General features: G+C 60.8%; 29 protein-coding genes and 1 pseudogene. 23 read left to right on the forward strand and 7 right to left on the reverse strand.

Going from position 1 to position 26,540, the window contains the following annotated elements; translation table 11 throughout:
• Entirely contained in the window at positions 1-321 is a 321-nt protein-coding gene (locus AC1D08_RS29545; RefSeq protein ID WP_477304594.1) for a hypothetical protein, read from the reverse strand.
• A gap of 13 nt (positions 322-334) precedes the next feature.
• Between AC1D08_RS29545 and AC1D08_RS29550 the strand changes: the two genes are divergently transcribed.
• Both AC1D08_RS29550 and AC1D08_RS29555 read left to right on the forward strand, forming a co-directional pair.
• On the forward strand, positions 335-580 hold the full coding sequence (locus tag AC1D08_RS29550; protein WP_477304592.1) for a lipoyl domain-containing protein: 246 nt from the start codon (positions 335-337) through the stop codon (positions 578-580).
• A 65-nt stretch (positions 581-645) separates the two neighbouring features.
• The gene (locus AC1D08_RS29555) at positions 646-1,032 is read left to right on the forward strand and encodes a translational machinery protein (protein WP_477304590.1); all 387 of its coding nucleotides are present in this window, start codon (positions 646-648) and stop codon (positions 1,030-1,032) included.
• 105 nt (positions 1,033-1,137) lie between these two features.
• Here AC1D08_RS29555 and AC1D08_RS29560 read toward each other — a convergent pair whose 3' ends face one another.
• Positions 1,138-1,488: a c-type cytochrome gene (locus tag AC1D08_RS29560; protein WP_477304588.1), complete on the reverse strand. Its 351-nt coding sequence runs from the start codon at positions 1,486-1,488 to the stop codon at positions 1,138-1,140.
• Positions 1,489-1,514: 26 nt separating this feature from the next.
• Entirely contained in the window at positions 1,515-1,898 is a 384-nt protein-coding gene (locus AC1D08_RS29565) for a phasin family protein (RefSeq protein ID WP_477304586.1), read from the reverse strand.
• 219 nt (positions 1,899-2,117) lie between these two features.
• Here AC1D08_RS29565 and AC1D08_RS29570 point away from each other — a divergent pair, with 219 nt between their 5' ends.
• The 4 genes from AC1D08_RS29570 (at position 2,118) to AC1D08_RS29585 (ending at position 4,625) form a co-directional block, all read left to right on the forward strand.
• A complete protein-coding gene (locus AC1D08_RS29570) occupies positions 2,118-2,942 on the forward strand; it encodes a universal stress protein (RefSeq protein ID WP_477304584.1) in 825 nt (274 codons plus the stop codon).
• A gap of 28 nt (positions 2,943-2,970) precedes the next feature.
• A complete protein-coding gene (locus tag AC1D08_RS29575) occupies positions 2,971-3,336 on the forward strand; it encodes a DUF2267 domain-containing protein (protein ID WP_477304582.1) in 366 nt (121 codons plus the stop codon).
• A gap of 136 nt (positions 3,337-3,472) precedes the next feature.
• Positions 3,473-4,162 carry a phosphoribosyltransferase gene (locus AC1D08_RS29580; RefSeq protein WP_477304580.1) on the forward strand — a complete coding sequence of 230 codons (690 nt, stop codon included), beginning with the start codon at positions 3,473-3,475 and terminating at the stop codon, positions 4,160-4,162.
• Complete coding sequence (locus tag AC1D08_RS29585; protein ID WP_477304578.1) at positions 4,143-4,625, forward strand: pyridoxamine 5'-phosphate oxidase family protein; 483 nt, start codon at positions 4,143-4,145, stop codon at positions 4,623-4,625. The genes AC1D08_RS29580 and AC1D08_RS29585 overlap by 20 nt, the downstream gene beginning before the upstream one ends.
• A gap of 76 nt (positions 4,626-4,701) precedes the next feature.
• Here AC1D08_RS29585 and AC1D08_RS29590 read toward each other — a convergent pair whose 3' ends face one another.
• The gene (locus AC1D08_RS29590) at positions 4,702-5,538 is read right to left on the reverse strand and encodes a universal stress protein (RefSeq protein WP_477304576.1); all 837 of its coding nucleotides are present in this window, start codon (positions 5,536-5,538) and stop codon (positions 4,702-4,704) included.
• 174 nt (positions 5,539-5,712) lie between these two features.
• Between AC1D08_RS29590 and AC1D08_RS29595 the strand changes: the two genes are divergently transcribed.
• Positions 5,713-6,111 (forward strand): c-type cytochrome, encoded by a 399-nt coding sequence (locus AC1D08_RS29595; protein ID WP_477304575.1) that lies wholly within the window; start codon positions 5,713-5,715, stop codon positions 6,109-6,111.
• 53 nt (positions 6,112-6,164) lie between these two features.
• Positions 6,165-7,718 carry a bifunctional aminoglycoside phosphotransferase/ATP-binding protein gene (locus tag AC1D08_RS29600; protein ID WP_477304574.1) on the forward strand — a complete coding sequence of 518 codons (1,554 nt, stop codon included), beginning with the start codon at positions 6,165-6,167 and terminating at the stop codon, positions 7,716-7,718.
• 13 nt (positions 7,719-7,731) lie between these two features.
• Here the strand turns inward: AC1D08_RS29600 and AC1D08_RS29605 are convergent, their stop codons facing one another.
• Positions 7,732-10,419: a bifunctional acetate--CoA ligase family protein/GNAT family N-acetyltransferase gene (locus AC1D08_RS29605; RefSeq protein ID WP_477304573.1), complete on the reverse strand. Its 2,688-nt coding sequence runs from the start codon at positions 10,417-10,419 to the stop codon at positions 7,732-7,734.
• A 156-nt stretch (positions 10,420-10,575) separates the two neighbouring features.
• On the opposite strand from AC1D08_RS29605, the gene AC1D08_RS29610 reads away from it, so the two are divergent.
• The 5 genes from AC1D08_RS29610 (at position 10,576) to AC1D08_RS29630 (ending at position 14,831) form a co-directional block, all read left to right on the forward strand.
• Positions 10,576-10,962 (forward strand): DUF302 domain-containing protein, encoded by a 387-nt coding sequence (locus AC1D08_RS29610; RefSeq protein ID WP_477304571.1) that lies wholly within the window; start codon positions 10,576-10,578, stop codon positions 10,960-10,962.
• A gap of 31 nt (positions 10,963-10,993) precedes the next feature.
• Entirely contained in the window at positions 10,994-12,847 is a 1,854-nt protein-coding gene (locus AC1D08_RS29615) for a heavy metal translocating P-type ATPase (protein WP_477304569.1), read from the forward strand.
• A gap of 21 nt (positions 12,848-12,868) precedes the next feature.
• Complete coding sequence (trxC, locus tag AC1D08_RS29620; protein ID WP_477398166.1) at positions 12,869-13,324, forward strand: thioredoxin TrxC; 456 nt, start codon at positions 12,869-12,871, stop codon at positions 13,322-13,324.
• 497 nt (positions 13,325-13,821) lie between these two features.
• The gene (locus tag AC1D08_RS29625; RefSeq protein ID WP_477416554.1) at positions 13,822-14,208 is read left to right on the forward strand and encodes a hypothetical protein; all 387 of its coding nucleotides are present in this window, start codon (positions 13,822-13,824) and stop codon (positions 14,206-14,208) included.
• Positions 14,209-14,240: 32 nt separating this feature from the next.
• Positions 14,241-14,831, forward strand: a complete 591-nt coding sequence (locus AC1D08_RS29630) for an NAD(P)H-dependent oxidoreductase (protein ID WP_477304564.1) — start codon at positions 14,241-14,243, stop codon at positions 14,829-14,831.
• Positions 14,832-14,848: 17 nt separating this feature from the next.
• Here AC1D08_RS29630 and AC1D08_RS29635 read toward each other — a convergent pair whose 3' ends face one another.
• Together AC1D08_RS29635 and AC1D08_RS29640 are read right to left on the reverse strand one after the other, a co-directional pair.
• Positions 14,849-15,832 (reverse strand): zinc-dependent alcohol dehydrogenase family protein, encoded by a 984-nt coding sequence (locus AC1D08_RS29635; protein ID WP_477304562.1) that lies wholly within the window; start codon positions 15,830-15,832, stop codon positions 14,849-14,851.
• Between the two features lie 202 nt (positions 15,833-16,034).
• Entirely contained in the window at positions 16,035-16,532 is a 498-nt protein-coding gene (locus AC1D08_RS29640; protein WP_477304560.1) for a sulfocyanin-like copper-binding protein, read from the reverse strand.
• A gap of 124 nt (positions 16,533-16,656) precedes the next feature.
• Between AC1D08_RS29640 and AC1D08_RS29645 the strand changes: the two genes are divergently transcribed.
• From AC1D08_RS29645 to AC1D08_RS29690, 10 genes and pseudogenes are all read left to right on the forward strand, one after another.
• The gene (locus tag AC1D08_RS29645; protein ID WP_477304558.1) at positions 16,657-17,310 is read left to right on the forward strand and encodes an amino acid permease; all 654 of its coding nucleotides are present in this window, start codon (positions 16,657-16,659) and stop codon (positions 17,308-17,310) included.
• A 23-nt stretch (positions 17,311-17,333) separates the two neighbouring features.
• Positions 17,334-18,323 (forward strand): amino acid permease, encoded by a 990-nt coding sequence (locus AC1D08_RS29650; RefSeq protein ID WP_477416564.1) that lies wholly within the window; start codon positions 17,334-17,336, stop codon positions 18,321-18,323.
• A 13-nt stretch (positions 18,324-18,336) separates the two neighbouring features.
• Positions 18,337-19,541: pseudogene (locus AC1D08_RS29655) on the forward strand (arginine deiminase).
• Between the two features lie 47 nt (positions 19,542-19,588).
• The gene (locus tag AC1D08_RS29660) at positions 19,589-20,284 is read left to right on the forward strand and encodes a Rossmann-fold NAD(P)-binding domain-containing protein (protein WP_477424710.1); all 696 of its coding nucleotides are present in this window, start codon (positions 19,589-19,591) and stop codon (positions 20,282-20,284) included.
• A gap of 17 nt (positions 20,285-20,301) precedes the next feature.
• Positions 20,302-21,924, forward strand: a complete 1,623-nt coding sequence (groL, locus tag AC1D08_RS29665) for a chaperonin GroEL (protein ID WP_477304554.1) — start codon at positions 20,302-20,304, stop codon at positions 21,922-21,924.
• A gap of 57 nt (positions 21,925-21,981) precedes the next feature.
• Positions 21,982-22,863 (forward strand): universal stress protein, encoded by an 882-nt coding sequence (locus AC1D08_RS29670; RefSeq protein WP_477304552.1) that lies wholly within the window; start codon positions 21,982-21,984, stop codon positions 22,861-22,863.
• Positions 22,864-23,014: 151 nt separating this feature from the next.
• Positions 23,015-23,662: a helix-turn-helix domain-containing protein gene (locus AC1D08_RS29675; protein WP_477304550.1), complete on the forward strand. Its 648-nt coding sequence runs from the start codon at positions 23,015-23,017 to the stop codon at positions 23,660-23,662.
• A 67-nt stretch (positions 23,663-23,729) separates the two neighbouring features.
• A complete protein-coding gene (locus AC1D08_RS29680) occupies positions 23,730-24,245 on the forward strand; it encodes an N-acetyltransferase family protein (RefSeq protein WP_477304549.1) in 516 nt (171 codons plus the stop codon).
• 692 nt (positions 24,246-24,937) lie between these two features.
• Positions 24,938-25,477, forward strand: a complete 540-nt coding sequence (locus AC1D08_RS29685; protein ID WP_477304547.1) for an Hsp20/alpha crystallin family protein — start codon at positions 24,938-24,940, stop codon at positions 25,475-25,477.
• Between the two features lie 442 nt (positions 25,478-25,919).
• The gene (locus AC1D08_RS29690) at positions 25,920-26,477 is read left to right on the forward strand and encodes a Spy/CpxP family protein refolding chaperone (RefSeq protein ID WP_477304545.1); all 558 of its coding nucleotides are present in this window, start codon (positions 25,920-25,922) and stop codon (positions 26,475-26,477) included.
• The last annotated feature ends 63 nt before the right edge of the window (positions 26,478-26,540 follow it).

Raw genomic sequence — 26,540 nt, forward strand, 5'->3', positions numbered from 1 at the left:
CTACGACCTAAAGCGGTCGGTGCTGCTCTCTTCGATCAGCACGCGGTTGACCCCGCCGAACGCCCATTCCCGCAGACGGCTTTGACCATAGCGCGCCGGAGACGCATCTATGGCTAGGGTCACGACAATTGACTTGTAGGACATAGCGGACGCCTTTCGCTGGGCGATCGAATGCATGATGAAGTGCACCCGCTGGCGCTCAACGCCTTGATGCCGGTCAAACGCGCGCCGATTGCAGGCCGCCTCCGAGAGGCTCGCGTCGCGTAGCTCTTGATCCGGATCAAGGGCCGCCGTGGCGAGGGGAATATCATTCGGCCGCACAAGGAGAATTGCGATGCAGTGTATCAAGGTCGACGAAGCGCTATGGGCGTCCAGCATGTTGCCCGAGGGCATTCTGGAGCGTTGGTTCATTGCCAGCGGCGACACGATCAAGGCCGCTGAGCGAATAGCCGAAGTTCGCGTTGAAGACGCACTGCACGAGATTGTCGCGCCGGCCGGTGGCCGCGCGACGATTGTCGCAACAGCGAATGCCGTCATCGAACCCGGCTCGATCCTCGCAACGCTGGAGCCGCAGTCGTGAGGCATTCCACGCCTTACGGCGGCGTTTGCGCTCAGCCTCAACAATAACCTTAAGGATGTATAGATATGCAGGCCCAACATGCCGTCGCCTGGCTGGACCATCGCGAAGCCAAGGTGTTTTTCTTCAATCGTCAGACAGCCGCAAGCGTGAGGCTTGTCACTACGCTTGCGCATCTTCAGACCCATAACAAGGCAGGCTCGGTAGATGGCAAGCGGGCGTCGGAAAACCGAGCCTTCTACGACGATGTCGTCAGCGCCCTGCAACCGGCGAAGGAATGGCTGATCGTGGGGCCGGGAGAGGCAAAGGATGAGTTGGCCAAGCATATCCGCGACCACCATCCCCACTTGAAGGATCGCATTGTCGGCGTTGAGCCGGCGGATCATCCAACGGAGGCCCAGATCGTGGCGCATGCTCGATCGTTCTTCCGTGCAGCTGACCGGATGTTGCCCTAGCTTCAGTCCTGGGCTACTGGGACCGCGATCGGCCGCGAGGTCGACTGCATGTCTCCGAGCTGCTGGCGTGAGATCCAATCGTGCCTGCCATCTCCGTGGCCTCGATCATGGTTGTTGCAAGCTGCTGATGTAGGCGATGATTGCCTCGATCTGGTCGGGGCTGGCAACCCACTCAGGCATGTCCGGGTGGCCGGTCGAAATGCCTTCGGCGAGTGCTTCCTCGAGATCCGAGATCGGATAGCGCTTTGACAGGGTGCGAAAGGCAGGAGCGTCCGGGTGGCTGCTCACGTCGGTTTTTCCAATGGCGTGGCAGCGGGCGCAATTGAACTCCACCAGGGCCTTGCCGTGTTCCGCCAGGCTGTCCGCGAGCGCCGGCACCACGGAACCAAGCAATACCGCCGCAAGCACGCAAACCCGTAGACGCCAGTGACCACCGCTGCTCATACAGGCGTTCATGGTTGGAGGCCTCCGCATTCCCCGATCTACGCGACTGTCTTTGCTGCAACGTCCTCGACAGCGGTTTTGGCTTCGTTGCGCACGCGGCTGGCCGTTTCCGAAGCGAGCTTGGAGGTCAGCGACGCGACCTTGCCGGCTTCGGTGGCGTATTCCGATGCCGCATTCTGCAGAAAGGTGGAAAAGATGTCGAAGGCGTCGCTGAATTCGGAACCGTCGATGAGATCCTCGGCCAGCTTAACATCCTGCTCGTAACGATGTTTCAGAAACGCCAGCGTTTCGATCTGATAGCGCATCACCGCCTTGAAGGCGTGCGCCTGAAGAGACGCGGCAGCGAGGATGAGCTTCTGGCCATTTTCCGCCATCGGCAAGGGTTGCGTGCCGAATTGCCACGGCTCCGGTTGGATCTGCATGATCGGTGAACTCCCTTGTGAGGCGGCGCAAACAAAGTGTCCGCCAGACAACGCTACCGCCATTCGTCGTCGGGTCATTGATTAAGATCAAGGCGCATGACCTTTACCGGAGTGCACGGGCAATCGAGCGCCATCAGGTCTCGCCGTATTTGACACGCATCAAGGCCCTTGCCCTTTCTTCGTGGCTAGCTCGCCTCGAAAGCAAAAAGGGCCGAAACGATGGCTTTCAAGACGATCATGGTTCAACTGGACGTGGACGCCATCGGCGCACCGCTCATCTCCGTCGCGTGGGACTTTGCGCAACGGCATGATGCCGATCTGATCGGCTTCTGTGCGGCGGAGCCACATTTTGTCATGCCAACCGGCACTGACGACAGGGCCGCCACAAAGGCCATATGGTCTCAGGTGGAGGAGATAGAGGGTCGCCTCAACTGCTTGAGCGAGGAATTCCTAAGCACTGTCAACGGCGGCAATCGCGCCTCGTGGCGCGGCGAAATAGGAAATCCGACCCTTCAACTTGCGCTTAATGCACGCGCCGCCGACCTGATCGTAACTGGGTCGCCGACGGCCGATCTGATAGTAGACCATCACCGCGCCCTGGACATCGCAAGCTTCATCCTAGCAGCCGGCCGCCCGATACTTGTGGCGTCGGAACCCTGTGCTCCGATCAAGGCCGAAAGCATCCTGATTGCATGGAATGACACGCGGGAAGCGCGGCGTGCCGTTGTTGACGCCATGCCCTTCCTGATCGACGCCCGGGATGTTGTGATCGTCACCGTAGATAATGGGGATACCGCACCTCGGGACAATGTTGCAGATGTCGAACTCTTCCTGAGACGCCACGGGGTGAAGGCGCGATCGAAAGTGTTGGATGCGCGGTGCTCCGAACCAGCGGAGATCCTCCTCCAGATCGGACAGGAGATCGCGGCCGATCTCATTGTTCTCGGCGGCTATGGTCACAGCCGTGTGCAGGAAACGACTTTTGGCGGCGTGACGCGCTCGCTACTCCAGAGCGGGTCGTTCCATCGGCTCATCTCGAACTGAGGTGGCGCGCCCGTGCGTGGAGGCCCAATTGATCCGGCGCAATGCGCAGACGCCCTCGACGCTTCGGGATGAAGATGGAAACTTCAAGGAGCATGCCATGAGCCAGCTGTCCCATACCTCTTTCGGCAGTTTCACCCACGCTGCTCAGCAGGCGCAGCAGGGGGTCAACGAGCTTGCCAGGGATCTTTGCTGGAGCGAACCGAGCGCGTGTCGCCTCCTGCGGTCCGTTTTGCACACGGTGCGAGACTGGCTGTCGCCAGCGGAGATGGCCGATCTTTCCGCGCAACTGCCCGTCTTGATCCGTGGCATCTACTTCGAAGGCTGGAATCCATCGGTGCTTGTGCGTGAGCGCAAGAAAAGTGATCCTCAGCGTCTGAACCAGTTTCGGCTATGATGAGGACGTCGATTTCGATGTCGCAATCAACGCGGTGTTCAAAGTTCTCGACCGTCACATTACGCATAGCGAAATTGAGCAGGTAAGAACCTCGATGAAGAAGTCGCTTCGAAAACTGTGGCCGGTAGATTGACCGATGTTCCGCGACCGCAAAGAGGCTGGGGAGAAGCTCGGCACGGAACTGAGCAGGCTTCAACTGCACCAGCCTGTCGTGCTGGCTTTGCCGCGAGGTGGCGTTCCTGTCGCGGTGGAAGTGGCCAGGGCCCTGAATGCTCCTCTTGATCTGCTCATTGTCCGCAAGATTGGCGCCCCCGGCAATTCCGAGCTGGCAGTTGCCGCGATCGTCGATGGCGAGCCTGGGGACGTTGTGTTGAACCGTGAGATCGTCGAGGCCTACGCGCTCGACGACGACGCGCTTCGTGTCTTGGTCGCCAAGGAACGTCCTGAACTCGAGCGCCGGTGCATTGCCTATCGAGGCAACCGGCGGCCCATGTCGATTGCTGGCAAGACAGCGATCATCGTGGATGACGGTGCAGCGACCGGCACAACCATGAAGGTCGCGATCCGTGCGCTGCGGCATCGCTCGCCACGGGAAATCATCGTTGCTGTTCCGGTCTCTCCGCCGGACACTGCGGCTGATTTGGCAAGGGAAGCGGACCGTTTGGTATGCCTCAGCCAGCCAGGGCGGTTCCGTACCCTGGGTCACCACTACCTGCGGTTTCCGCAGCTCTCTGACAGCGAAGTGATTGCCGCCATGGACGAGGCTGCCAAGCTGTACAAGACTGGCCATCGGCACGTCGCCGGCGATGGTTCAAGAGCTAGATAGAAGAGGAGATCACGTCACGCTTGTCCGCACACTTTCGGCCTTGGAGTGCACGAAAATCCTGACGACCAATCGCGTTGGCCGCTTGGCATGCACGAAGGACGGGCAGCCCTACGTCGTGCCCTTCCACTACGCCCATGCGGCTGCTCATCTTTACGCGTTTTCCATGCCGGGCAAGAAGATCGACTGGATGCGAGCCAATCCGCTGGTGTCCGTCCAGGTCGACGAACCTGGCCAGGGACGAGGATGGAGAAGCGTCGTCGTCGATGGTCGCTACGAAGAACTGCCTGATCGTATCGGCTACAAGCTCGAACGAGATCATGCCTGGGCGGTCTTGAGCAAGTACCCGGACTGGTGGGAACCTGGCGCACTCAAGCCGGTCGTTCCTCCCACGGCCGAGAGTGCACCGCATGTTTTCTTCCGAATCCTCATCGTGCAGTTGTCGGGACGAGGAGCAAGTGCGTAGCTTCGCTTCCCTTCGTTGCTATATATGGAATGGGCCGGCGTAATCTGCGCCAGCCCGTTGTTCGCTGCGGTCGAATTTATCGAGCCATCAAAACCGGCAGAGATTGCCCTTCAAGCATCGATTTGGTGACGCCGCCGAAAATCCTCTCGCGCAACCGGGAATGACCATAGGCACCCATAATGATAAGCTCCGCTGCAACGTCACCTGCATGCTGACGAAGCACGTCGGCGACAGAATGGTCCGCGCTCGGCAGTCGTTCGACCGTAACCTTCACGCCGTGCCGGGCAAGATAGGTCGCGGCATCTGCTCCGGGTTCTGCGCCGTGATGGAACTCGTCCTCGATCGGGTCGACCATGACGAGGCGCACATCATCAGCACCTTTCAGCATGTCGAGCGACTCGCGAACGGCGCGCGCTGACTCAAGGCGGGCGTCCCAAGCAACCAGGATGCGTTTCGGCTTCAGCGTTGGCCGCACGCCCTCGGGAACTAGCAGGATAGGCTTTCCCGATGAGAACAGCGCTCCTTGGATGACTTTATCCCTGAGTGTCGGGCTTGTGAGCAGATCTGGGCCAAGAACGGTCAGATCGGCATAGCGGGCGCGCCTTCCGATGACTTCGTCCGCCCAGGCCGTGTCGGGGTAGTCGTCGCTCAGATCAGCCGATACCTCGCTGTGCGAAAGAAAGGCGCCGACTGTCGAGATTCGCTTCTTGAGCCTGTTGACCTCGACCTGACGCTCCTCAAACCAGGCTGGCGAAACGACACCCAGATGCGCACTGCCTGAAGGTGGTGCGGCCAGCTCGAGAACGAGCACCGAGAGATGGGCGCCGATCTGTTCGCACAGGCCGGCGGCCAGCTTGAGATCGCCCTCGCCCTGGTTCGGTCCGGTAACCGTAAGCAGTGTCTTGAACGTCACGGCAACAAACTCCTCATTTCGAAAGAAAGTTCAATCGTTGCTGAAGCGTAAGCGAGAGGGGCTGGTGCGTTCATTGCGCTGAATCAAACACTTTGGTGCGGCGGCATTTGATCCGCATCAACGCACTGTCGAGCCGGGGCTGTAGGCTTGCGCCAATCAATCGGGGGAACGCAGATGAAGTTCCTGATCGCGGTGGCCTTGGCGGTTTTGCCCTTCAATGCGACGGACGCCCAGGAACTCGGCAACGGCAAGGCGGAATACATGAACTCCTGTGCCGTATGCCACGGTCCGGAAGGCAAGGGCGACGGACCGCTCGGCGACGAATTGATCAAGCGGCCGGCTGACCTGACCCGTCTTTCGAAACACAATGGCGGCGCGTTTCCCTATTGGCGCGTTTTCGCCATGATCGACGGCCGCACAATGGTGCCGGAGCACGGCGATCGCGACATGCCGGTCTGGGGTCGCGAGTTCCTCCCCGGCGACGTGAAGAAATATGGTCCGAACGCCGGGGAAATCGTCACCAGGGAACGGATCCATGATCTGGCCGGTTATGTCCAGACGCTGCAACGATGAGAGCAGATGATGGAAACAGTCTCCGGAAGACGCAACATCGAGGATAGCGAACCATGATCGTTGACGGCCAGCAAGCCGCTATCGCGTTTCTGCTTGATCCTGCCTCATACGGCGCGACTACGCCGGTCGAGGCGATCGAGACCCATATCTCGCGTATTTTTCTGACTGGCGAACGCGCCTTCAAGATGAAGCGGGCAGTCAAACTGCCCTATGTCGATTTCTCGACGCCGGCCCTTAGGCTCAGCGCTTGCGAGAAGGAGGTGGAACTCAACTCGAAGACGGCACCCGATCTGTATCGGAGTGTGCGTCGCATCACGCGCGAGGCGGGCGGCAGACTGGCCTTTGACGGCACCGGTCAGATGGTCGAGGCCGCGATCGAGATGGTCCGCTTCGATCAGTCAAGGCTGTTAGATCGGATGGCAACCGCAGGAGAATTGACCCCGGCATTGATGACGGCTGTCGCACGCGTGATCGTGGGGTATCACCGTGCCGCGCCGACGATCCACAATGGCAGCGGGTCGTCCAACATTGCGGGTGTGCTCGACATCAACGAGGCAGGGTTTGCCACCAGCCATGTTTTCACGGAGGCGGAGGTCAAGACCTTTGCCGAAACCTTCCGCACCGCCTTCGCCCGCCATTCCGGATTGCTCGATCGTCGCGAAGCCGCGGGCAAGATCCGCCGGTGCCATGGCGATCTACACCTGCGCAACATCTGCCTCTTCGACGACGAGCCCCGCCTCTTCGATTGCATCGAATTCAACGACCAGATCGCCAGCATCGATGTTCTGTACGACCTTGCCTTTCTGCTGATGGATCTTTGGCACCGGGGTTTTCCCCGGTTCGCCAATCTGGTGTTGAACCGCTACCTTGATGAAGCCGACGATGAGGACGGTTTCATCCTGCTGCCTTTCTTCATGGCAGTGCGAGCCGCGGTGCGCGCTCATGTCACCGCGACCCAGGTTGAGGAAGGCAGCGAAGATTCCGAAAAGTTGATTGCCGAGGCCAGATCCTACTTCGAACTTGCCCGGACATTTCTCCAGGATACCTCGCCACGGCTCGTTGCCATCGGTGGCCTGAGCGGGTCCGGGAAAACGACCACAGCGGAGGCGCTCGCCGCCTATATCGGAGCGCCACCCGGCGCCCGCATTGTTGAAAGCGATCGCATCCGCAAGGCCATGCATGGAGTGCCCGCGGAAACCAGGCTGCCGAACCGGGCTTACCGGCCCGAGGTCTCCGATCGCGTCTACCGCGAAATGGCGTGGCGCGCCGGGCTTATCCTTTCCGAGGGCTGCTCTGTCGTCGCCGATGCCGTTTTCGACAGGCCGGCCGATCGTGAGCGGATCGAGAAGGCGGCGCGCGACCGGGGTATCCCGTTCTCCGGATTTTGGTTGGAGGCGGATCCACTCGTCCTTTGGCAGCGGGTCAGTGAACGCAAGGGCGGCCCTTCAGACGCCACCATAGACATCCTCTCGCGGCAATTGCAGCGTAATACCACCCAGTCCGGCTGGCGCAAGATCAACGCCGACCAAGAGCTCGTCGACATCGTTACGGAACTGAGAGAGGTTTCCAAGAGCGATACTTCCAAGACCCTGCGCACAGCCTCCTGACTGGTTCGGATGATCAATCCCGACGGAGTTCGAGCGTGGCCTCCACGAGGCCGGGATCATTCGGAAGATGCGTTATCGAGAAGCCGAATTCGCGGCACATTGCCAGCATCTTGCTATTTTCGCTAAGCACAATGCCTTCGATGCGGCGGATCCCATCGGCTTTTGCGTAGTCAACGATCTGCCTGAGCAATTCCCAGCCCAGACCATGACCCTGCAGATCGGTGCGGACCAGCAAGGCGTATTCGGCAGCAACGTGGTCCGGATCGCAAGACAGACGGCTGATACCCGCCAATGCGCCAGAGCTCGTCTCCAGAGCGACGAAAGCCATGTTGCGATCGTAGTCGAGTTGGGTGAGTCGCTTCAGCATCTGGTCGGAGAAGCTCTTGCGCGGCGACAGAAAACGCAGGCGCAGATCGTCAGGCGAAACCCTGGCTAGGAATTCGGGATAGAGCGCGATATCGGCCGGCTTGATAGGCCGGATATGATAGTGCGTGCCGCCGGTCGAAAACTCCTTTTCCCAATCCGACGGATAGGGCCTGATGGCAAGCGTCGGGTTGGGGCCAGGCTCCTCCACCCGCGCGGGCTCGATCTCGATGCGGGCATCGAGCGCAATTACACCCTCGGCGTCGGCCAGCAACGGGTTGATGTCCATCGAAACGAGACACGGAAAGTCGACGATCATCTGGGACAGGCCGTTCAGCGCGGCAACGATCGCCTGCCGATCCGCCGGCTTGCGATCTCGGAACCCGGCAAGCAGGCGACCGATCCGCGTTTGCCCGATCAAGTCACCGGCAAGAACATCGTCGAGCGGCGGCAGTGCGATCGCGGTATCGTCCGTCACCTCAACCGCGACGCCACCGGCTCCAAACAGCATCGCCGGGCCGAAGATTGGATCGCGACTGACGCCAAGGATCAATTCCTGCGCCTGTCTTCGTATCACCATCGGCTGGACTGCATAGCCCTCGATATCGGCTTGCGGAGCGTGCTTGCGCACACCCACCTCGATTGAGCGTGCGGCCTCGCCGGCGGCGGCGGCGGCAGTGATGCCAAGCACCACCCCACCAACGTCCGACTTGTGCGAGATCGTCTTGGACAGCAGTTTGACGACGACCTGCTTGGATGCCCTGAGAAGCCGCCCAGCCGCCGCCTCCACTTCGGTGGAAGATCTGGCGACGATCGTCTCGGGCACCGGAATCCCATAGGCGGAGATCGCCGCCTTGGCTTCGGGCTCGGTTAGTAATCGCCGGCCTTCCCTGGCGACCTGCCTGAATATGGCAAGCACGGCTTCCCGGTCGCTCGTTGTGTCCTCGCTGCGACTCGAGGGCGTCCGCATCAATGCCCGCTGGGCTCGCGACCATTCGCTCAGGTAGGAGACTGCGGTTGCGGCATCGGCGGGCGTCTCGAAACTGGCAATGCCGGCGTCCTGAAGAACGCGTCGCCCTTCGCGCGCCGTGTGTTCGCCAAGCCAGCAGGTCAGGACCGGTTTGCCGCCGATCTTGCCGTCCTTGGAAAGTGTTGCCACTGCGCCCGCTGCCGCTAGCGGCGAGCCAAGCCCCGTCGGGCAGTTCATGACCAGGACAACGTCGGCCCTGGGATCAGCCGCTACGGCTTCAACGGCGGCCCTGTAGCGCTCCGGCGAGGCGTCGCCGATGATGTCGACCGGATTGGCGTGGGACCATGTAGGCGGCAGGGCGATATTCAGGCGGGCGATTGTCTCTGGCGAGAGCTCGGCCAGTTCGCCCTTGCAGTCGATGAGTTCATCGACGGCGAGCACACCGGCGCCCCCGCCATTGGTGACGATGCCGACCCGGGTCCGCTCGAGCGGAGCGAAACGGGCGGTCGTTTCAACCGCATCGAACAACTCGGCCAGGCCTTTGACGCGCAGGATGCCTGCGCGCAGCAATGCCGCATCGACGACGCGATCGGCGCCCGACAGCGCGCCAGTGTGGGTCGCGGCCGCTTTGGCTGATTGCTCGTGGCGGCCAGACTTGATCGCGATGACCGGCTTGATGCGTGCAGCGGCACGGGCGGCCGAAATGAACTTGCGCGGATTGGGAATGGTTTCGAGATACATCACGATGGCGCGCGTGTGCGCATCGCCCGCCAGCATGTCGAGACAATCACCCACGTCGACATCCGCCATGTCGCCGAGAGAGACGATCTGCGAGAAGCCGACATTGTTGTGTGCCGCCCAGTCGATCAGCGACGTGGCAATGGCGCCGGATTGCGACAGCAGCGCGATGTTGCCGGGCCTGGCGGCCATGTGTGCAAATCCGGCGTTGAGTTTGACGGGCGGGATCATCAGTCCGACCGTGTTCGGCCCGATGATGCGGAACAGACTGGGCTTGGCGGCATCGAGCATCGCCTGGCGCAGGCCGTTTTCACGTGTCAGCCCAGCCGTGATGACAACTGCCGCCCGCGTGCCCTTTTCAGCAAGGTCGTGCACGATGGCGGGAACTATCCCAGGGGGCGTGACGATAACACCGAGGTCCGGAACACCCGGAAGGTCCGCCGCCTTGGAATAGCAGCGGCGACCCGCGACCTCGGAATATTTCGGGTTGACCGGCCAGATATCGCCTTCGAAGCCGCCATTGACGATGTTGTCGAAGACGACACGGCCGACCGAGCCGTCACGCAAAGATGCCCCAAACACGGCAACCGACTTCGGAGCGAACGCATGTTCGAGATTTCGGATCGTCACCCGTTATGTCTCCCATTCGTGGGCGATAATCGCCTAGTCGATCTTGCCCGTTCGTTGCGTTGGATCAAAGCGTTCTGCGGCCATCGCGATTAGCTCCTACGCAAGGTCACTCGCAAAGTGGCGACGAGCTGTTGCGATCAACGTTTGGAGAGTTAGATGGGTTACTATTTTAGCAAGATCGTCGCCATGCCATTCACGGCGGTAATCGACCACGTGACCGACAAGCTCGCAAGCAAGGGGTTTGGCGTTCTGACCTCGATCGACGTCCAGCAGACCATGAAGGCCAAGCTTGGCGTAGATTTCAGGCCCTATGTTATCCTGGGCGCGTGCAATCCGCATCTCGCATGGCGGGCGCTTCAGTCCGAAGACAAGATCGGAACCATGCTGCCTTGCAGCGTAATCGTCACGGAGGTCGGACCAGGAAAGGTAGAGGTCGCAGCGGTGGATCCGGTCGCTTCAATGGGCGCTATCAGCAATCGTGAGCTTGCGCAGGTCGCGAACGATGTGCGGCGCCTGCTCGAGGAGATGGTCCGCGAACTCTAGCGCCAGGGCCATCAGGGTTGTGGGACATTGTATGAACGAGTCGGCGCTGCGGCGCGCATTGCTGGTCATTGCCATCCTGGGTCTCGCCGTTGGAATCGGGGTCTGGCGAACCGGATTGGGACCAATCGAGGCCGACACAATCTGGACGATGGCGACCTTGCCCGTGGTGGCGGCTCTCGCCATCTCCATTCTGCGTGATTTCTGGATCGGCCGCTTCGGTGTCGATGCAATTGCGCTGGTTTCGATGTCCGCCGCGCTGCTGCTTGGCCAATCGCTAGCCGCGGTGGTTGTCGCGATCATGTATGCCGGCGGCACCGTGCTCGAAGATTTTGCCCGCGGCCGCGCCGAGCGGAACCTCAAGGCACTCACCGACCGGTCGCCGCGTGTCGCACATCGCAAGGCGACAAAAGGAACAGAAACCATCCCCATCGAAGAGGTCGCTGTCGGCGACACTCTGCTGGTACGTGCCGGAGAACTGCTTCCCGTCGACGGCATCCTATTGGATGCTTCGGCCTCGCTCGACGAGGCTGCGGTGACCGGAGAGCCATTGCCGGTGCCGCGCAGCGCTGGCGACACGCTCCGCAGCGGCACCGTCAACGCGGGCGAGACCTTCAGCATGCGGGCTTCCGCCCTCGCAGAACAGAGCACTTATGCGGCGATCGTGCGCATGGTCGCGGCGGCGCAGACCGCCAAAGCGCCCTTCATACGCATGGCTGACCGTTTTGCCCTGTTCCTGTTGCCGGCCACCTTGCTGGTTTCCGGCATCGCGTGGTTTATCTCCGGCGATCCGATCCGGGCGCTCGCCGTGCTGGTCGTCGCGACGCCCTGCCCCCTCATTCTCGCCGCACCTGTTGCCTTCATCGGCGGCGTGTCCCGCGCTGCACGCGCCGGTATCTTGATGAAAGGTTCGGCGGCGCTGGAGGCCCTTGCGCAGGTTCGGACCGCGATCTTCGACAAGACCGGCACCTTGACCATCGGCGGCGCCGAGCTCATCGAAATCGAAGCTGAACCCGGCTGCAATGCCGACCATCTGCTGCAGTTGTTGGCATCGTTGGAACAGGCCTCGCACCATGTGCTCGCAGACTCGATCATCCGGGCGGCGCGCGGGAGGCAGCTGATGCTTTCGCATCCGCATGATGTCCGCGAGCATCGGGGCGCGGGCCTGAAGGGTCGGGTCGAAAGCATGTCCATCGCGGCGGGATCGCAGGCTCTCGTGCTCGGCGACAAACCACTGCCCAGATGGGCGAAAGGCGGTGAAGACCGATACCGGGACCAGCCGGTGTTGAGGGTTTTTGTCACGCTCGGCAATCACCTTGCCGGCATTTTCACCTTCGGCGATGCGCTGCGTGCCGATGCTCACGACGCGCTCGCCAATCTGCGTTCGGCTGGCATCACGCGCATGGTCATGCTGACAGGTGATGACGGTGCCGCCGCAAAGCGTATTTCTTCCATGCTGGATCTGGATGTCATTGTCGCAGATGCTGTTCCAGCGGATAAAGTCGCGACTGTAGAGGCCGAGAAAGCAACGGCACCAACAATGATGGTCGGTGATGGCATCAACGATGCACCCGCTCTTGCCGCCGCGACGGTCGGCGTCGCCATGGGCGCGCGCGGGGCGACGGCCTCTTCCGAGGCGGCGGATGTCATCGTTCTCGCTGACCGGCTGGAGCCTGTCGCCGAGGCGGTGCGGGTCGCCCAACGCACGCGCGCGATCGCCCTGCAAAGCATCGTTGTCGGGCTGGCGCTCTCGGCGATAGCGATGGCTGCGGCGGCCATGGGGCAGATCACGCCAGTGGCAGGCGCATTGCTGCAGGAAGGGATCGACGTGGCGGTTATTCTCAACGCGCTGCGCACTCTTGGCGATGGACGTTTCGGGCGCGCATAGTAGATGACCACAAATCGGTGAATGGCCTTGGCACAGCAGAACCTGGTGGTTTGCAGCAAATGCGGCGGGGTCAACCGCCTGCCGCCGGCTCGCAATGCGGGGGAGGCGAAATGCGGAAAGTGTGGGACCAAACTGTTTTCGGGGCACCCCCAGGACGTCGACGCCGAGACCTTCAATCGTCAGATTACTCGTAGCAGCCTGCCCGTTGTCGTCGACGTCTGGGCACCGTGGTGCGGCCCCTGCAAGATGATGGCGCTGGCTTACAATGCAGCAGCAAATGAACTGGAGCCGCGTGTTCGTCTGATCAAACTCAATTCTGACAATGAGCAGGCTGTTGCGGCCAGGTTCGGCATTCGCAGCATCCCGACCATGATCCTCTTTCATGGCGGACGAGAAACCGCACGCACATCCGGCGCAATGACAGCAGGCCAGATCGTCAGGTGGGTTCGCGACCGCCTTCCGACGGTCGCCGCCTGAAAATTGCCGCACCATGGATCCGTTCATTGCCCGGCTCGGACTGGCCCTGGCAATTGGCTTGCTCGTCGGTCTGGAGAACGCGGCTGGCGGGAGCGGGAGGTGCCCGATCGCAGCCGCACGGCCAGCATTCGTACCTTTGGAATATCCAGCGCTCGGCGGGATTCTGGCCGCACCCAGCACTCGGATGCGGTATCGGTGCTGGTCGGCGAATCGCCTGCTCGGTGCGTTGCGGCTGATCACGCATTCGGTCCGTGTATACGATCTGTCAGGCGCTGCTGGCGGCGCTGGCGGCAAATACGATCGGTCACCTGTCACTGGCGGTGTTTGCCGGTCCGATCAGGTTCTGGTCGCCGCTGGCCGCCGCAACCCTGGTCGCTGTGATCGCTGGCTACAGCGCTGCCGAGCGTCTACGAGAAACGAGCCTCTCACCCTTCTTTGACGCGGATCAAAGTCAAGTGCTGTCGCCGCTTTATGAAACTCGGTCAAAGGAGTTTGCCATGACCAAGCTGAATGACCTTACCGAGAAATTCCGGCATATCCGGCTCTTGCTTGCCCGTGAAAAGGGCCATCTGGAAGGTGACCGCCAAGAGGGCTATGACGTGCTGGCTCCGTTGACCGACGAAGGCCGAATCGATGCCGACGAATGGAAGTTGCACAGGGCCTCCTGCAGTGTTCGCAGGTTTCGAACCGGCGAGGAAGACGTGATCGGCCGGCTGAGGCGCAAGCCCGGAGGACAGTGGTATTTCGACTATGCCGAAGGCGATCGCGACGACGAGATCGGCTTCCATCTTGGCGACGAACGCTTCGTGACCGGTGAATATGTGTCGATCCAACGCAGCGGCGCCATGCACACTTACCAGGTGGCGCGGGTAGAACGGCCTTGACGCCTCGGGGCCAAGCTCCCTGGGAGTAGACCATGTCGCGACGCATCCTGATTGTGGTCGGCCATCCCGACCCGTCCCCGGACCGACTCTGCCGCGGTCTCGCCAAGGCCTATGGCGAGGGCGCGGAAAAGGCGGGGCATGCCGTTCGCCGGATCGATCTGGCAACGCTTGATTTCCCAATGCTGCGGACGATGCAGGCGTTCGAACATGATGCGGTTCCCGACGAACTGAAGGACGCAGTCGAAGCGATCGTCTGGGCTGAGCACATCGTCTTTGTCTTTCCGCTGTGGCTCGGAACCATGCCGGCTCTGCTCAAGGCATTTCTCGAACAGGTCATGCGGCCAGGAACGGCCTTTGCCTACCCGGACAAAGGTGGCGGCTTCACCAAGGCACTGCTTCGCGGACGCTCCGCGCGCCTCGTGGTGACGATGGGAATGCCTTCCGTTCTTTACCGACTATGGTTCCTCGGTCACGGTATCGCCGCCATACGGCGAAGCATCCTGCATTTTGTAGGCATCAGTCCGGTACGCGAGACCTTGTTCGGCATGGTCGCGGGCACCAGCGATGCGACCCGCGCGAAGTGGATCCGGCAACTGCACGGACTGGGTGAACGGGCAAGATAACGCTCGTTGAATGTTAATCACGGCACCAGCACGGCGGCGCCGGTCAACCTCCCTTCCCTCAGATCGTCCAGCGCCTGATTGGCCTGTTCCAGCGGATAGACCTTGGTATGCGTGCGAACCTGCGCGCGCTTTGCAATGGGAAAGAACTCTTCCGCGTCGCGGCGCGTCAGGTTTGCCACCGATACAAGTTCACGCTCTTCCCAGAGTAATGCGTATGCCATCGCTGGAATGTCACTCATGTGAATGCCGCCGCAAACCACCCGGCCACCCTTGCGGACAGCACGAAACGCGATCGGCACCAAGTCACCGACAGGAGCGAAGATGATCGCGGCATCGAGCTGCTTGGGCGGAGATTCATCCGAACCGCCTGCCCAAGCTGCTCCGAGCGAGCGCGCAAATTCCTGTGCTTCTTTGTCGCCCGGCCGGGTGACAGCGAAAACCTCTCGACCTTGCCAGATCGCGATCTGGGCGACGATATGCGCGGCGGCGCCGAAGCCGTAAATCCCGAGCCGCTTGCTATCACCGGTTTTCCTCAGGCATCGCCAGCCGATCAGGCCCGCGCAAAGCAGCGGCGCCAGCGATACGGGGTCGGCATCTGGGTCCAGATCGAAGGCGAATTGGGTGTCTGCAATGGCACGGCTGGCGAAGCCGCCGTCGCGCGTATAGCCCGTGAAATCTGGCTGATCGCAAAGATTTTCACTCCCTGCGACGCAGTAGGAACAACGCCCACAAGTGTGCCCGAGCCAAGGCACGCCCACTCTGCGCCCGATCCTGGAACGCGCGACGCCCTTGCCAACAGAATCGATGATGCCGACGATTTCATGACCCGGGATGAGCGGCAGCTTTGGATGAAGCAGATCCCCATCCGCCACATGCAGATCGGTCCGGCAGACCGCGCATGCCTCGACCTTAAGCCCGATCTCGCCCACCCCAGGTATCGGATCGGGCCTGTCGACCAGTTTCAAAGGGGTGCCGACGCTTTCAAGCATCATTGCTCTCATGACGCGCTCCATACGCCGCGGAAAACAACGCCGAGACCGCCCAGTCTGTTTGGTCGAGCCAGCGTTCGGCCCAGCCGTTGACTTTGCCTTCGGTCGTAACCTTGCCGTCGTGCGGCGGCCAAACCGACAAGACCAGCGATCCCGGCGAGCTTTCAAAAACTGCGACAGTCGCAGGCCAAAGGGTTGCCAGGTGGCCCAAGGCCTATGGATCGACGGTGAACTCGGCCCACATACCGGCTCCATAGTGACCTGGTACGTTGCAGATAAGCAGGTATTTTCCAGCCTTCAGTTCGACGGTCAATGCGCCTGATTTGCCGGGATCGAGCTCCGAGACCTCGCCCTTGTCGCCAGCTTTGTCTTCGTCGACCCGGTTCTCGGCCTCAAGGTAGGGAAGCGGCTTGCCGGGATCCGCAAGGTACATCACGATCATTTCGTGGACGGTGTCCTTGGAGTCATTTTTCACATTGAATGTGACCTCCCCGGCCTTCACAGCACCTGGCGAAGCCGTGATGCCCATAGTCGCCTTTGCGAGATCGAGGCCCGGCACCGCATAGGCGAGACCCATAGGCATCTCCATGCTCGCGCCTTTGTCCCACAGCGAAATCTGGACAAGCGCCGCAGCCTGGACGGCGCCCGCACTGCCGGCCACGAGCATTGCGGCAGCAAGCCCGAGCGCTGCACTCCTCGATATTGTTTTCATGGTGATCCTCTTTCAGGACGGCAGCGGAAGCGCTCTACATCCCGACCGTCATCCTGCTCTTGGCATCACCCGCCGTCCTTGCGCCAGATCAAACTGACCGGCGCAAGCATGATCGGCGCCGCCGATGCAAATGTCGGCGGTTGTCAGGTTGAATTGGCAATGTCGGACCGAAATCTACCCAAGGCACGGCGATCGGGAAAACTGGCTTGGCACCCTAAGGCTGCCTTTGCTGTTCAGCCAACGGCTATTGACCCGTATCAAAGCTGCCAGCCTTGTCTTCCTGTTTAATGCCTCCCATCAGAGCCTTCAAATTTGGGAGAGCATCATGACTACTGCCGGAATCAACATCCCTATCCCTGGAGTCGCGACGTCGGCGTCGCCGAAGCTTCGACTCGGTTCTCTGACCGCATTGGTCATTGGGTCGATGGTCGGTTCTGGCGTGTTCAGCCTGCCGCAGAACATGGCCGCCGGGGCCGGTCCTCTTGCCGTCATGATTGGCTGGGCGATCACCGCCGTCGGCATGCTGGCGCTGGTGTTCGTCTATCAATCGCTTGCAACCCGCAAGCCCGAGCTCGACGCCGGGCCCTACGCTTATGCCAGCGCGGGCTTCGGCCCCTTCATCGGCTTCAACAGCGCCTGGGGCTACTGGATCAGCGCCTGGGTCGGCAACGTCTCCTACGCGGTGATCGTCTTTAGCGCCCTGTCCTATTTCTTCCCGGCCTTCGGTGACGGAAATACCTGGCAGGCTGGCTCGGCGCATCGATCCTGCTGTGGCTGATCCATGCCCTGGTTCTCGCCGGCATCCGGCAGGCCGCCGTCGTGAACCTCATCGTCACGGTGGCGAAGATCGCTCCAATCGTCCTGTTCGTTGGGGTTGTTGCCGTCGCCTTCAAACTGCAAGTCTGGTCTCTCGACTTCACCGGTTTCGGCAACGCCGGTCTCGGCTCGATCACCGCCCAGGTGAAGAGCACGATGCTGGTGACCCTGTGGGTCTTCATCGGCATCGAAGGCGCTAGCGTATTCTCCGGCCGGGCTGAGCGCCGAAAAGACATCGCCATGGCGACAGTCCTCGGCTTCTTCACTTGTCTCGCCCTCTACGCCCTGGTGTCGCTGCTGTCGCTCGGCATCCTCAGCCAACCTGACCTCGCCGCGCTGAAGAACCCGTCCATGGCGGGCGTGCTGGAGGCGGTCGTCGGTCCCTGGGGGGCTGTCCTAATCAACATCGCGCTTGTCGTGTCGGTGATCGGCGCCTTCCTGAGCTGGACGCTGCTTGCAGCCGAAATTCCGCACGTCGCCGGCAAGGACGGGACGATGCCGAAATTCTTCGGCTCGGAGAGCGGGCGCGGCGTGCCGTCGACTTCGCTTCTTATCACCAACCTGCTCGTCCAGGCTTTCCTGGTAATCACGCTTTTCGCGCAAAGCACCTATCAGGCGCTGTTCTACATCGCGTCGGCCGCAATCCTGGTTCCTTACATCTTCTCTGGAGCTTATGCGGCCAAGCTCGCGCTGACCGGAGAGAGCTACGAGAGTGGCGAACAGCGCATCGGACCGCTTTTCGCCGGGTTGCTGGCAACGGTATACGGGCTGTGGCTCGTCTACGCGGCAGGGCCGGCCTACCTCTTCATGTGCGCGATCCTCTACGCGCCAGGCATCATCTTCTACATCTGGGCGCGCCGTGAAACCAATCAGCGCGTGTTCCATCCTGCCGAAGCGGCGCTCGCCGGAACCCTGATCGCTGTCGCCATCCTCGCCGTTTACGAGATGTGGACCGGCGCCATCAGCCCGCTGTGAAAGGATTCGTTCGATGACGAACCTGGGTGTCCACTCCGAAGTCGGCCGTCTGCGCGAGGTGATGGTCCATCGTCCTGACCTCAGCCTGCGCAGGCTAACACCGGAGAACTGCAAGGCGCTGCTTTTCGACGACGTCCTGTGGGTCAAGCGGGCCCGCCAGGAGCATGACGTCTTCGTGGATGCGTTGCGCGAACGCGGCGTTCTGGTGCATTCCTTCGGGGAACTCCTCGCGGAGACAATGAGCCTGGCCAAGGCCCGCGACTGGCTCCTCGACCGCCGGGTCCATCCCGGCGTCGTTGGGCTGGATATGGTCGGCGAGATGCGGGGATGGCTCAACGAGATGCCGTCAGGGCAGCTGGCATCTTACCTTGTCGGCGGCATCGCCCGGGCGGAGCTTCCTTTTGAACCCAAAGGCCTGACTGGAAGGACGCTCCTCCCCCAGGACTTCGTGCTGCCGCCGCTGCCGAACCAGCTCTTCACCCGTGACAGCTCCTGCTGGATTTACGGTTCGGTCTCGGTCAATTCCATGTACTGGCCCGCCAGGCGCCCGGAAGCGGCCAATGTCGAAGCCGTGTACCGCTTCCATCCCCACTTTCGCGAAAGTGGGGCTCCTTTCGTGTCGCCAGACTTGGGAACAGGGACCAGCCTTGAAGGCGGAGATGTCATGCCGATCGGGGGCGGTACGGTTCTCGTCGGCATGGGAGAGCGCACCACGCCGCAAGCCGTGGGCGACTTGGCGCGCAGCCTCTTCGCGGCTGGCGAGGGGACGCGCGTGATTGCCGCCTTGATGCCACGCGATCGCAGTTTCATGCATCTCGACACCGTCTTCACCTTCTGTGATCGCGACCTGGTCACCATGTATCCGCCCGTCGTTGAGCGGTTGCGCACCTTCTCGCTGCGGCCGGGCGATGGAGAAGCGGCGGTCGAGGTCACCGCTGAGACCAAACCGTTCACCGCAGTGGTTGCTGAAGCCCTTGGTCTGAAGTCGCTGCGCATCATCGCCACAGGTGGCGACCGTTACGAGGCCGAGCGCGAGCAATGGGATGATGGCAACAATGTCGTTGCGGTCGAGCCCGGAGTGGTCATCGGATACGACCGCAACGTCTACACCTGCGTCGAGCCGGAATTGAAGTGATCACTGTCGAGGGCGCCGAACTCAGTCGCGGCCGCGGCGGCGGCCACTGCATGACCTGTCCGATTGTCCGCGACGCGACTTGACCAGAGAGGAAATCCACATGTCGATCAACCTTCATGGCCGCTCCGTCTTGACCCTGGACGATCTCACGGCCGACGAAATCCGCTTTCTTCTCAAGCTGGCCGCTGACCTCAAGGCGGCCAAGCTCGCCGGGCACGAGATCCCGCGTCTCGTCAGGAAAAACATCGCTCTGATCTTCGAGAAGGATTCGACGCGCACACGGACGGGGTTCGAAGTCGCGGCCTACGACCAGGGCGCTCACGTCACCTATTTCGGGCCCACGGGCAGCCATATCGGCCACAAGGAATCCATGAAGGATACAGCGCGCGTGCTCGGCCGCATGTATGACGCGATCGAGTATCGCGGCTTTGGCCAACATCAGGCCGAACTGCTTGCCGCGCATGCTGGCGTGCCGGCCTACAACGGTCTCACCGACGAGGCGCATCCGACGCAGATCCTCGCCGATTTGATGACCATGCGTGAATTCACGCACAAGCATCTGTCGGACATGACCGTCACTTTCGTCGGTGAGGGACGGATAATGTCGCGCTGTCGCTTGCACTCGGAGCCGCCAAGGTCGGCATCGACATGCGCATCGCGTCGCCAAAAGAGCTCTGGCCGGATGAGGAATTCTGCGCCCATGTTCGGGACCTGGCGCAACGCAGCGGTGGCCGCCCTCATTGATCCTCGTGAACATGGTCCGCGATCGCGTTTGATGCGTATCAAGGCCAACCGACGGGATGCCTGTTTAGTTGAAACTGGCTAACAGGTTCGGAGGCGGTCATGGCTCACAAACAGATATTGTTCCGTTCAGTCGCGCGCGAAAAGATCCTTCGCGGCGCGACCCAACTCGCCGATGCCGTACGAGTAACGCTTGGGCCGCGCTCGAAGTCTGTACTGATCGAAAAGAAATGGAGTGCCCCGATCGTTTGCAATGACGGGGTGACGATTGCCAAGGAATTCGACCTGAAGGACCCGGAAGAAAATCTCGGCGCCAGGATGCTGAGACAGGCAGCCGAGAAGACCGGTGAAATGGTCGGCGACGGCACCAGCACGTCCACCATCCTCGCTCACGCAATGTTTGCCGACGGCGTTCGCAACGTCGTCGCCGGCGCCAGCGCGATCGACATCAAGCGGGGCCTTGATCGCGCCACCAAACGCGCGATCGATACACTCAAGCAGATATCTCGACCGGTCTCGACCAGGCGAGAGAAGGAACAAGTGGCAACGATCTCAGCGCACAACGACCCGCTCATCGGTCAGTTGGTCGGCGAGGCGATGGAAAAGGTCGGCGGCGAAGGAGTCATCACTGTCGAAGAGTCGAAGACCACTGAAACCGTTCTGGACGTCGTCGAAGGCATGCAGTTCGATCGCGGATTCCTGTCACCGTATTTCGTGACCGATCCCGAGAAGATGGAGGCAGTCTTGGAGGACGCGGTCGTCCTCATCGTCGAAAAGAAGATCGCTTCGCTCAACGACCTCATTAAGCTGCTGGAAGCCGTGGCCAAGTCGGGGTCGCCCCTGCTTGTAATTGCCGAAGAGGTCGAGGGCGAAGCGCTTGCAACCCTGATCGTCAATCAGATCCGGGGCACCTTCAAGAATTGTGCCGTCAAGGCGCCGGGCTTCGGCGATCGCCGCAAAGCCATGCTGCAGGACATCGCCATCCTGAGCGGCGGACAGATCATTTCCGACGATCTCGGGCTCAAACTCGAAAATGTCGCGATGGAGCAGCTGGGGCGTGCAAAGCGGATAGTCATCGACAAGGACACCACGACGATCATCGGCGGTGGCGGGGACGGCAAAGCAATCAAGGGTCGTGTTGAACAGATCCGGCGCGAGATCGAGAACACGACCAGCGACTACGATCGCGAAAAGCTGCAGGAGCGGCTGGCCAAGCTTGCGGGCGGTGTCGCCGTCATCAAGGTCGGCGCGCCGACCGAAGCCGAGATGAAGTCAAAGAAGGAAGCCCTCGACGACGCTATCAGCGCCACCAAAGCCGCAGTCGCCGAAGGTATTGTGCCAGGCGGCGGCCTTGCCCTATTGCGGTGCATCACGACCGTGGCTGACGAGGAACGGCATTGCGAAGGCGACGAGCGGACCGGCGTACAGATCCTCAAGCGAGCTCTCGAAGCACCGGTCAGGCAGATCGCCGAGAATTCAGCTGTCGACGGCGGGGTTGTGATTGCCAAGATGGTTGAAGGCACCGGCAATTTCGGATTCGATGCTGGACGCAAAGAATACGTCGACCTCGTCGAGGCCGGCATTATCGACCCGACCAAAGTGGTGCGCATCGCGCTTGAAAACGCCGTGTCGGTCGCCAGTGTTCTGCTGTTGACCGAGGCGACCATGACCGAAATTCCAGAACTGGCAAAGGAACGGGCGCTGGAGCCCGAGATGACGATGTAGGCACGACGACAGCGAGGCCGATCGTGCCCGGGCACAGCTTTGCTTAGGGTCTTGGCCATGCATCAGAACAAAAACTGGCTTCACCGCATTCCTGAAGACGAGTCCAGGAGCAAAGAAATGACCTTCAACACCATAATGGTTCAACTCGATATCGATTCACCGGCAGCACCACGAACGACATATGCCCGCGAATTGGCTCGAAGGTTCGAAGCGACACTGATCGGTTTTGCCTCGGCTGATGCTTACGTGTTCGTTCCCGGTGACCATGGCAGCATGGCCGCGGCGGAGATATTGCGTCAACGCAGGGCGGAAATCGAGGATCGCCTGAAAATTCTAAGGGAAGAATTCCTGTCCATTGTCGGAGACAAAGCGTCCTGGTGCGAGGAGATCGGAGATCCGACACGTCTGCTCGCGACGCATGGTCGCGCCGCCGATCTGATCGTCACAGGAAATCCGGCAAGGGGCATCGCCAGCGACCGCCACCGCATAGTCGATGCTGGCAGTTTGGTGCTGTCGGCGGGTCGGCCGGTGCTGCTTGCGGCCGACAAACTTGCTCCGCTCAACCCGCAGAACGTTCTTGTAGCGTGGAAGGACGCGCGCGAAGCCCGGCGCGCAGTCAGCGATGCACTGCCCTTTTTGGCCAGCGCACAGCATGTACTGGTGGCGACGATCGAAGAACCGGACCAGATAAACGCCCGCGAAAGTACCGGAGACGTTGTTCGGTTCTTGGCGAAGCATGGCATCAAAGCAAGATCCGAGGTCATAGGCGTCGGCGGTGCAGACCCGTGCGAAGCCGTCGCCGAGCTCGCCGCTGCGATCGATGCAGAACTTGTGGTCGCCGGCGGCTACGGTCATAGCCGGATCCGCGAATGGGCTTTCGGCGGCATGACCCGCTCCCTGCTCAAGCAAGGCACTGTCAATCGGCTGTTTTCAAACTGACTAGGTCACGATGACGTTGCTCTGTGCCAACGGCTGGCCGCATCGACGTTCGGGCCCATGTCTACGTAGTTTCCCGTAGGGACATAACCGAATTTCGCACGCCCCCGATTCGCGCGATTGCTGTTGTCACGGATCAACCGGGGAAACAGGCATGCAAACCCATATCGCCTCAAGGATTTCATTGCCGTCACAACCCTCCCAGCCAAATTTGCCCATAGTTCTTGATTTCGTGCCGTTGCAGCCACTCAACTTCTTCCAGGCCGGTTCGGAAATCTATGCGCAGGGCGAAAAGGCCGGAGGTCTCTATCAGGTCGAGTTCGGCGCGGTCCGCACCTATCGTCTCCTTGCCGACGGTCGCCGACAGATAAGTGCCTTCCACTTGGTTGGCGAGACATTCGGTTTCGAAGCTGACACGACACACCATTTCTTCGCCGAAGCTATCAACGCAACCGGCATCCGTGTCTATCGATTTGGTGCCGGGGCGGATGTCTCCGGCCAGTTGCTGCCCCTGGCCCTCAGAGGCTTGACCAGGGCCCAGGAACACCTCCTTGTCCTCGGTCGCCAGAATGCCATCGAACGGGTCGCGGCGTTCCTAGTCGACATAGCAGAGCGGCAAGGCGGATTGCGGCAGGTCGAGCTGCCAATGTCGCGCATGGATATCGGCGACTATCTCGGCCTCACAATCGAGACCGTGTCGCGAGTCTTCACCCGGCTGAAGGACAAGGGCGTTATCCGCCTGCTGAGCCTGCGCAGCATAGAAATCGTCAAGCAGGACGCGCTTCAAATCATGAGCGAGTAAGGGCGCGTGCCTCGAAAAGAGACGAGACAGCCGCGCCGCAACACAACCTCGAACCTGGGAGATAATGATGGGTAGCACGCTTGCCACGCATACAGGGTTTCGCTTCGATGTACGCCGCGCACGCCCCCAGGATGAGCCGGCCCTGGCGAAATTCTTCACCCATGTGACGCCGGAAGACCTGCGCTTCCGCTTTCTTGGCGGAGTGAAAGAAGTTTCTCATGAGCGGCTCGTAGCTATGACGCGGTCTGATGACCCTCGCATTCACAATTTTCTTGCGTTCTCTCCAGAGGAAATGCTGATCGCGGTGGCAACGCTGGCGTGCGACCAGGCCAATCGGCACGGGGAGGTCGCGATCTGCATTCGATCAGATCGCAAACATATGGGCGTCGGTTGGGAACTGCTTGCCTATATCGCAAAGTATGCTGACGGGATCGGTCTCGAGACAATCGAGTCTATCGAAAGCCGAGAAAACCGTGCTGCGATCGAACTCGAGCGCGACATGGGATTTAGTGTCACTGCTGACCCCGACGACCCGACACTTGTCGTAGTTCAGCGAAAGCTCGGCGCCCCCCTGCCCCGCTAGACTAGCAACCGGTCTTGCGCAAATGGAGGTCGCATCGGGGCTCTTGTTCAAACGTTGAGGATTTCCCTGGAGATCGTTGCTTCCTGGTCAGTGGGGAGGACAAGGACGTCGACGCGGGACCGCGGGCTGCTTTCTTCGTCGTTCCGGTTCAAATCATTGTCGACGCCAGCGGGAAGCAATGCGGCGGCTTCGCATATCCTTTGCCGTGCGCTAGCTGGCAGCTGATGTGTACGACTATCTCTGTGGGACGCCGTTGCTTGCGAGGCATCTCGCCGATGGCTTTCTCGACACTCGGGTACTCCTGTGTAGAATTTGAGCGCGAGCACTTTTACTCTTCGAAGTGCCCCACACTTGCTGGCAGATGACGTTTCGATGTCCCAATGCGATCCGTTGGTCGCGCATCTCCGTTCGAGCTGTGGCGAAGGACATTTTTGTGTCGGCATTGATCCCAATCAATGTGCCCTCCGCTCGCAAGGGCTCTGATCCTGTCCTTGCTCGGCCGAGCCTGATTTGGCGACGTGGGCGCGATGAGCTGCGGCAAGACCGCGGATTCGCGAAGCAATGGACCATTTTGGTGACAACACCTGGCAAGCGGGTCCGCTGACCTCCAACTCTGCGCCTCTTGGGAAACCTAATGTGGAAGGGTGGAGGCGGCGGTACCTGTCAATCAACTCACTCCAAGGAGAAGAGCCATGGCCGAAACTGCCACCAAACTACCTGTCAAGACAGAGAAGAGCACTGGGCCGGCGCCGGCCGGCAACTGGACTACTCCGTTCGAAAGCCTGCGTCGCGAAATCGACCGACTGTTCGACGACTTCCATCCCTTCGATTTTCGGCTGCCTTCGACGCGCTCCCTGTTCGGTCGTGATCTGCCGTCCCTGCACAATGCGGGCTGGTCAGTCGCGCCGGCCATGGATCTGGTCGAGAAGGACAAGGAGTACGAGATCACGGCCGAACTGCCCGGCATCGACGAAAAGAACGTTGAGATCAGACTCGCCAACCGCACACTGACCATCAAGGGCGAGAAGACCGAGCAGAAAGAGGACAAGGAAAAAGACTACTATCTGTCCGAGCGCCGGTATGGCTCCTTCCAGCGTTCCTTCCAGCTGCCTGAAGGCGTCGACGCCGACAAGATCGAAGCAAACTTCGCCAAGGGCGTTCTGACGGTCAAGTTGCCCAAGACGGCCGAAGCCCAGAAGGCCGAGAAGAAGATTGCGGTAAAAGCTGCGTAACAGGCGTGACGACTGGTCGCCTCGGCGCGTTTGTTCCGCGCGCTGAGGCCTTCCAAGACGAGACAAATTGCCAACCTAGGTTCATTTCTCGAGCGGATCGAGCAGGGTCCTTCGCTTGACCGCATCCTGTTCCTAGGCCAGGCGTTGTCGGAAATGCTCGGTATTGAGTGAGCGATCCGCTTATCCACTAGCGGCCTCCCCACAAGTCACAGCCAAATCGCCCGCGTCTAATCCCGTCAGCATGCGTTGGTTCCACCAAAGGCATGCTGCAGATAGCGCGTGCGGCCCTGAGCATGGAGATCCCTCCCTATACGAATGCTGTCGAGCAATCCGCACCTACGGCGATACCGATTTCGCTGGCGCTCGTTGATGCAGGTCAAGGCCGCCAAACGCCACCGGGTGTTTCTTTAGCGTTCGGAAGTCGCTCTGAAGGAGACGATCGATGTTCAATTTGCGTGGTCTTTCCTCCGCAGTTCTGATGCTCAGCGTTGTCGCGATGCCTGTCGCGGCCGGAGCTGAAGACAACGATTCTGGCTGGTGGCATCGTTGGGGAATGGGCCGAATGATGATGGGCCAATGGGGTATGGGCGGCCCGATGGGTGGCTACGATTCAGACGAGATGTTCGATCGGATCGACGGACGCCTCGCTTTCCTCAAGACGGAACTGAAGATCACGGACGAGCAGACCCCCTCCTGGGATGAACTTGCCGGTGTGATCCGCAGCACAGCCGAGTCGCACAATGCACTGATGCAGGGGATGCTCAAGGAATTCCAGGATGGTGAATTCCTGAAGAAGCCCTTGCCCGAGCGACTGGCTTACCAACAGACCCATCTCGAAGCACGTCTAGAACAGGTAAAGACTGTCAGGGCAGCCGTCGAGAAACTATACGCAAAGCTGAGCGATGAGCAGAAGCAGTCGGCTGACGAGATTGTCCTACCGATGATGGGGATGGGTATGGGGCGCTCGGGCGGCTTCGGCCCTGGAATGATGTCCAGATAGCCTCCATTGCGACCTGACCGTGCAGTACGCTGACCGAGCCGGATACCGCAAAGGAACTGAACG

Source organism: Mesorhizobium sp. P2_E6, assembly GCF_056403835.1.